The sequence below is a fragment of the Actinomadura keratinilytica genome (assembly GCF_039539665.1).
GTDB lineage: Bacteria > Actinomycetota > Actinomycetes > Streptosporangiales > Streptosporangiaceae > Spirillospora > Spirillospora keratinilytica.
Window position 1 is genome coordinate 1 of sequence record NZ_BAABDO010000220.1, and the last position, 4,759, is coordinate 4,759.

Annotated in this window: 6 protein-coding genes; 3 read left to right on the forward strand and 3 right to left on the reverse strand. The window is 76.5% G+C overall.

What is annotated here, in order from left to right:
• Positions 1-171 precede the first annotated feature (171 nt).
• From ABD879_RS32065 to ABD879_RS32075, 3 genes are all read right to left on the reverse strand, one after another.
• On the reverse strand, positions 172-591 hold the full coding sequence (locus ABD879_RS32065) for a hypothetical protein (protein WP_345025538.1): 420 nt from the start codon (positions 589-591) through the stop codon (positions 172-174).
• Between the two features lie 536 nt (positions 592-1,127).
• Positions 1,128-1,898 carry a siderophore-interacting protein gene (locus ABD879_RS32070; protein ID WP_345025539.1) on the reverse strand — a complete coding sequence of 257 codons (771 nt, stop codon included), beginning with the start codon at positions 1,896-1,898 and terminating at the stop codon, positions 1,128-1,130.
• 54 nt (positions 1,899-1,952) lie between these two features.
• Positions 1,953-2,435, reverse strand: a complete 483-nt coding sequence (locus ABD879_RS32075; protein WP_345025540.1) for an MFS transporter — start codon at positions 2,433-2,435, stop codon at positions 1,953-1,955.
• 9 nt (positions 2,436-2,444) lie between these two features.
• Between ABD879_RS32075 and ABD879_RS32080 the strand changes: the two genes are divergently transcribed.
• The 3 genes from ABD879_RS32080 (at position 2,445) to ABD879_RS32090 (ending at position 4,738) form a co-directional block, all read left to right on the forward strand.
• Complete coding sequence (locus ABD879_RS32080; RefSeq protein WP_345025541.1) at positions 2,445-2,621, forward strand: hypothetical protein; 177 nt, start codon at positions 2,445-2,447, stop codon at positions 2,619-2,621.
• A gap of 528 nt (positions 2,622-3,149) precedes the next feature.
• Positions 3,150-3,422, forward strand: coding sequence for a hypothetical protein (locus ABD879_RS32085; protein WP_345025542.1), 273 nt, complete (start codon positions 3,150-3,152; stop codon positions 3,420-3,422).
• Positions 3,423-3,475: 53 nt separating this feature from the next.
• Positions 3,476-4,738 (forward strand): DUF2786 domain-containing protein, encoded by a 1,263-nt coding sequence (locus ABD879_RS32090; RefSeq protein ID WP_345025543.1) that lies wholly within the window; start codon positions 3,476-3,478, stop codon positions 4,736-4,738.
• Positions 4,739-4,759 lie beyond the last annotated feature (21 nt).

The window sequence follows — 4,759 nt, forward strand, 5'->3', positions numbered from 1 at the left end:
GGCGCGGCGCGCCCACGCGGCGCGGGCCGGGCGGGCTCAGGCGCCCGCGGTGGCCGACGCGGTGGCGCGCGTGTGGGGCTGACCGGCGCCGGACACCAACGTGCCCGGGGCCTGCCGCCCCGGGCGTCGTCGGAGACCGCGTCGGTGCGCGCTCGGCGAGCCGACGGTGGCTCAGCGCGCGGGGAAGGCCGTGGGGAACAGCGGGCCGCCCGGTGCGGGGACGGCCGGTGCCGGGGTGAACGCCGGCGCGGGGGGCAGCGCGGACATCTCCGGCTGCTGCGGCGGCTGGGCCGCCGGCGGCGGAGCCGCGTGGGAGCCGTCCGCGCGGCGGGGCTCGGCCGCGAACTGCTGCTGCGGCATCGGCGGCTGCGCCTGCGCCTGGGCCGCGAGCCGGTCGCTGAGCACCGCCATCAGGGCGCGCGCCGTCTCGTCGTCCATCCGCATCAGGACGCTGGGGCGTCCCGAGGGGTCGACGAACGGCGACACCGAGGGCGCGGCGCTCTGCTGCGGCAGGGCCAGCCTCATCTGCTCGCGCAGGTCCTGGGCGAGGCGCAGCGCCTGTCGGTCGCTGTCGCTCAAGTGTGCGGTCATCGCGATCTCCGGGGAGTTCACGTGCGGGGGTCCGGGGGCCATCCTGCTAGCAATAGCGTGCAGGTGCAAGAGCCGATGCACGTGCAGATCGGAAAAAGATCGCCGTGCACCGGCGCCGCCCCGCCCGCCGCCGCACCGGTTTGCACGTCCTGACCTGCGACGGAAGCGGGGGCCCAGCGACGGGGAGCCGGGAATGTGGCGCACGCCTCATTTGTCGCCGCTTTCCCGAACGCCCCACCGGCTGCACCGGCCAGCGCTACGCCGCCATGGTGACGCGGCACCCCCGAGCCGTCCATGCCCGCAAGGCCCCCGGACGGGCCCGTCCCGCCGCGCGGTGCGGCCGCGGCACCGCCGCACCGCGCCGACCTCGCACAAGACCCGCAGCGGCCTCTGCGGGGCCGGGCCGAGCCGCCGCCGGCGATCTATGATCGGCGCGATCCGCGCCCCGGGCCCGCGGCCGTGCGCGCAAGATTCGCCGACACTTGCGCGCGGCGCGGCGGATCCGGCACCGCGCCGCGCCCGACCGTGACCGCCGATCAGTCCAGGCCGCGCTTGCCGGGCGTCCAGAACGGCTTGACCCGCACCGCCCGGCGCGGCCATCCCCGTTCGCGGACCAGGTGCGCCCGGACGAGCTGGACGGTCCGCGCCTCCCCCGCCACGTACGCGACGCCGGGCGGGCCGTCCGGCAGCTCGAGCGAACGCACCGCCTCGACCAGCGACGCCGAGGAGGCGGCCGAGGCGTCGCCGCGGTGGCGCCACGTCAGGTCCGCCCGCCGGGGCAGCGCCAGCTCGTCCTCCGGGCCCGCCACCTCGACGACGCCGTACACGCCGGCGTCCGCGGGCAGGGCGCGCAGCATCGCCCCGAACGCCACCGAGGCCGTCTCCTCCCCCGCGAACAGGTGGTACGGCGCGTCCTCGCGCAGCGTGAACCCGCCCTCCGGCTTGGTGAAGGCGACCTCCTGGCCGGGACGCAGCGTCCGCGCCCACCGGGCGCCCGGCCCGTCGCCGTCGTGGTCCATCACGCGCAGCTCCAGCGCCCCGGCGTCGGGGTCGTAGTCCCAGACCGAGTAGGTGCGCAGGGCGTCGCGCATGCCCCGCAGCCAGGTGCGGGCGGCGAACAGGTCGGAGACGTTCACCCGCACCTGCTGTCCGGGCGTCCAGGCGAGTCCCGGCACGCCGGAGATCCGGACGTGCCGCATGCGGCGGGCCGCCGGCCGCACCTCCTCGACGCGGCCGCGCACGAACACCAGGTCGAGCACCCTGCCGCGCAGGCGCCCGCCCTCGGCCGGAGCCTGTTCGACGCTCACGAGCCACCTCCAAACGCGTTATATCTCAATGGCCGGAGACATCACGATATATCGCTACTTGCGGTCGCGGAAGCCCGCGGCGGCCGACAGTCCGACGACGGCCACGACGACCGCCACCACTGCGAACCCCGCCGCCATCGCGTCGACGAACGTCTCCACCGCACGGGCGCGCGCGGCCGCGTCGCCGCCCGCCAGGGCGCCCGCCGCCGTCCCGCCGCCCCGGCCCGCGAACCGGCCGGTCAGGACGGTGCCCATGACGGCCGCGCCGAGCGCGCTGCCGATCTCGCGGGCGGCGCTGTTGAGCCCCGATCCCAGCCCCGCCCGGTCGGGCGGCAGGGCGCTCATGATCCCGACCGACAGCAGCGGCACGCACAACCCCATGCCGACCGACAGGACCAGCAGGAAGGCCGCGTAGAGCGGGTAGGGGGTGGCGGCGTCCACCAGCGACAGCAGCCCGAGCCCCGCCGCCAGCACCGCCAGCCCGGAGGCCGCCACCGTGCGGGCGATCTGCTCGGCTTCGCCGCCCGGCGGCTGCACCGCCGCCTGGTGGAACGGCTCGGCCTGGTGGCGCTGCCCATCCCGCTGGAGCTGCCGCCGCTGCGGTTGTCCCTGGGCTGGCACGCCCGCTACGACGCCGACGCCGCGCACGCCTGGCTGCGCCGCCGGGTCCGCGAGGTCGTCACCGAGGTCACCGCGCAGGCCGCCGCCGCGCCCGCCGATTGAGGCGGTCCCCGCCCTCCGGCGGCGCCGTCATCTTCCCGTGATCGGCGTGCGCGGCCGTCCGGAATGCCCGTCTGTTATTGCGGCGACGCACAGACAGGCGCACAGGTTTACCGCTGGAACATAACAATGCGGAATGCCGATGCCGCGCCCTCGCTGCGAAGCCGTGATGTGCGCGCCGAACGTGGCGGTTCTCATATCGCGGGCCGCGCGAGGACGGCGCGCCACCGCATCCGCCCTGGTCAGCGGGCAGGTCTTCGCGAAACAAGCAAAGAACTCGCACAAATCGGACCATCTCCCCGCCCCGGTGGCGCAATGGCCCGCCCGGAAGGCCGTTCGCCGAGTTCAACGGGCATGAGAGCCCGGTCCGGCGGGCCCGGCGGCATAACTCTGCGGAGGTGCGCCACCCCGAATAGTGATCAATCCGAGACCTGCCCTGATTGAAACTTCCACCGATTCAGCGCAAGCTATCCCGCAGACCGGTTGAAGTCCCCGCACCCACAACCCCCGACCCCTGACAGGAACGCGACCATGTTCGAGATCTGGGAGACGAGTGAGCCCGCCCGGCTCATCAGCGACGCGGGCAGCCTCAAGGTCGCGCTCGAAAAGGTCGACACCATGTGCCGGCTGCGCCACGACCAGGCGGTGGCCCAGGTCGGCGAGCGCAGCGACGAGGGCTACCACTTCGAGATCAGGGACCGGGACGGCCGGGCGCTGGCCCGGCTGACGTACGTGCCGGACACCTCCCGCGCCTACCAGAGCGTCGTGGTGGAGGAACTGCGCGGCGAGGAGGCCGGCGGCTGAGCCGACGGCCGCCGGGTCCGCACCGCGGCCGCGTTCGCCACGGGGGATGACAGATGGTCGACGCGCTGATGGCGCGGGCGCTGCGCGCGCTGTCGCGCCGCGACCCGGCCGCGTTCCGCGCCTGCGTCGCCGAGCTGGCCGCCTGCGGCGAACGCCCCGGCGACCGGCTGCTGCCGGCGCGCCTGCAGGAGGCGGCCACCGCAGCCTGGCACCGCGGCTGGCAGCCCGCCGACGTGGCGCGCTTCACCGCCCGCACGCTCGGCGCCCGGCATCGGCGCCTGGTGGTGGACGTGATCGCGGCCGAGTCCCGGGCCTACCCCGCGGCCACGACGGACGCCGGGTGGCGCGGCCAGCTGGCCGCGCTGGACGCGCGGGTCTGGTGGACGCGCGACGAGGAGCTGCCGCGCGGCTGGCGCCGCCGCGAGGGCGCCGACCGCGCCGAGGTGCTCGCCTGCGCGCTGGAGGTGCTGCACCTGCTGGGCGCGCTGCCGCGGCTGCCGAAGATCGCCCCGCTGCCGGGCGAGCCGTCGGCGGCCGCCGGCCCGGTCGACGAGCGCATGCTGGCCAAGGTCCGGGCGCTGCTGGCCAAGGCGGAGTCGACCGAGTTCCCCGAGGAGGCCGAGGCGCTCAGCGCGCGGGCGCAGGAGCTGATGGCCCGCCACAGCATCGACCGGGCGCTGCCGGCGGCCCGCGCCGACGGCGCCGCGGCCGCCGCCGGGCCGGCCGGGCGGCGCCTGGCCGTGGACGCGCCGTACGAGTCGCCGAAGGCGGCGCTGCTGACGGTGGTGGCCGAGGCCAACGGGTGCCGCGCCGTCTGGCACCGCGAGCTGGGCTTCTCCACCGTGCTGGGCTTCCCGGCCGACCTGGCCGCGGTGGAGATGATGTTCACCTCCCTGCTGGTGCAGGCGACCGCGGCGATGGTGCGCGCCGGAGCGCGGCGGGACGCGGGGGGACGATCCCGTACGCGCTCGTTCCGGCACGCCTTCCTCAACGCCTACGCCGCCCGCATCGGCGAACGGCTGCGCGACGCCGCCGACCGGGCCGCCCAGGCCGCGAACCAGGCCGCGAACCGGGCCGCGCACGCCGACCGGGCCGCCGTCGGCCTCGACGGGGCCGAGGGCCCGCGGGACGCGCCGCTGCCCGCTCTGGCCGCCCGGGACCGCGCCGTCGACCAGGCCGTCGACGAGCTGTTCCCGAACCTCACCAGAGGCCGCGCCCGCGCGGTCTCCAACTACGAGGGCTGGGTGGCCGGCCGCGCCCCCGGCGACCTGGCGGGGCTGGCCGCGAGCCGCGAGATCGCCGACCGCCGCCGCTGACGCCGCGCCGGGCGGCGTCGC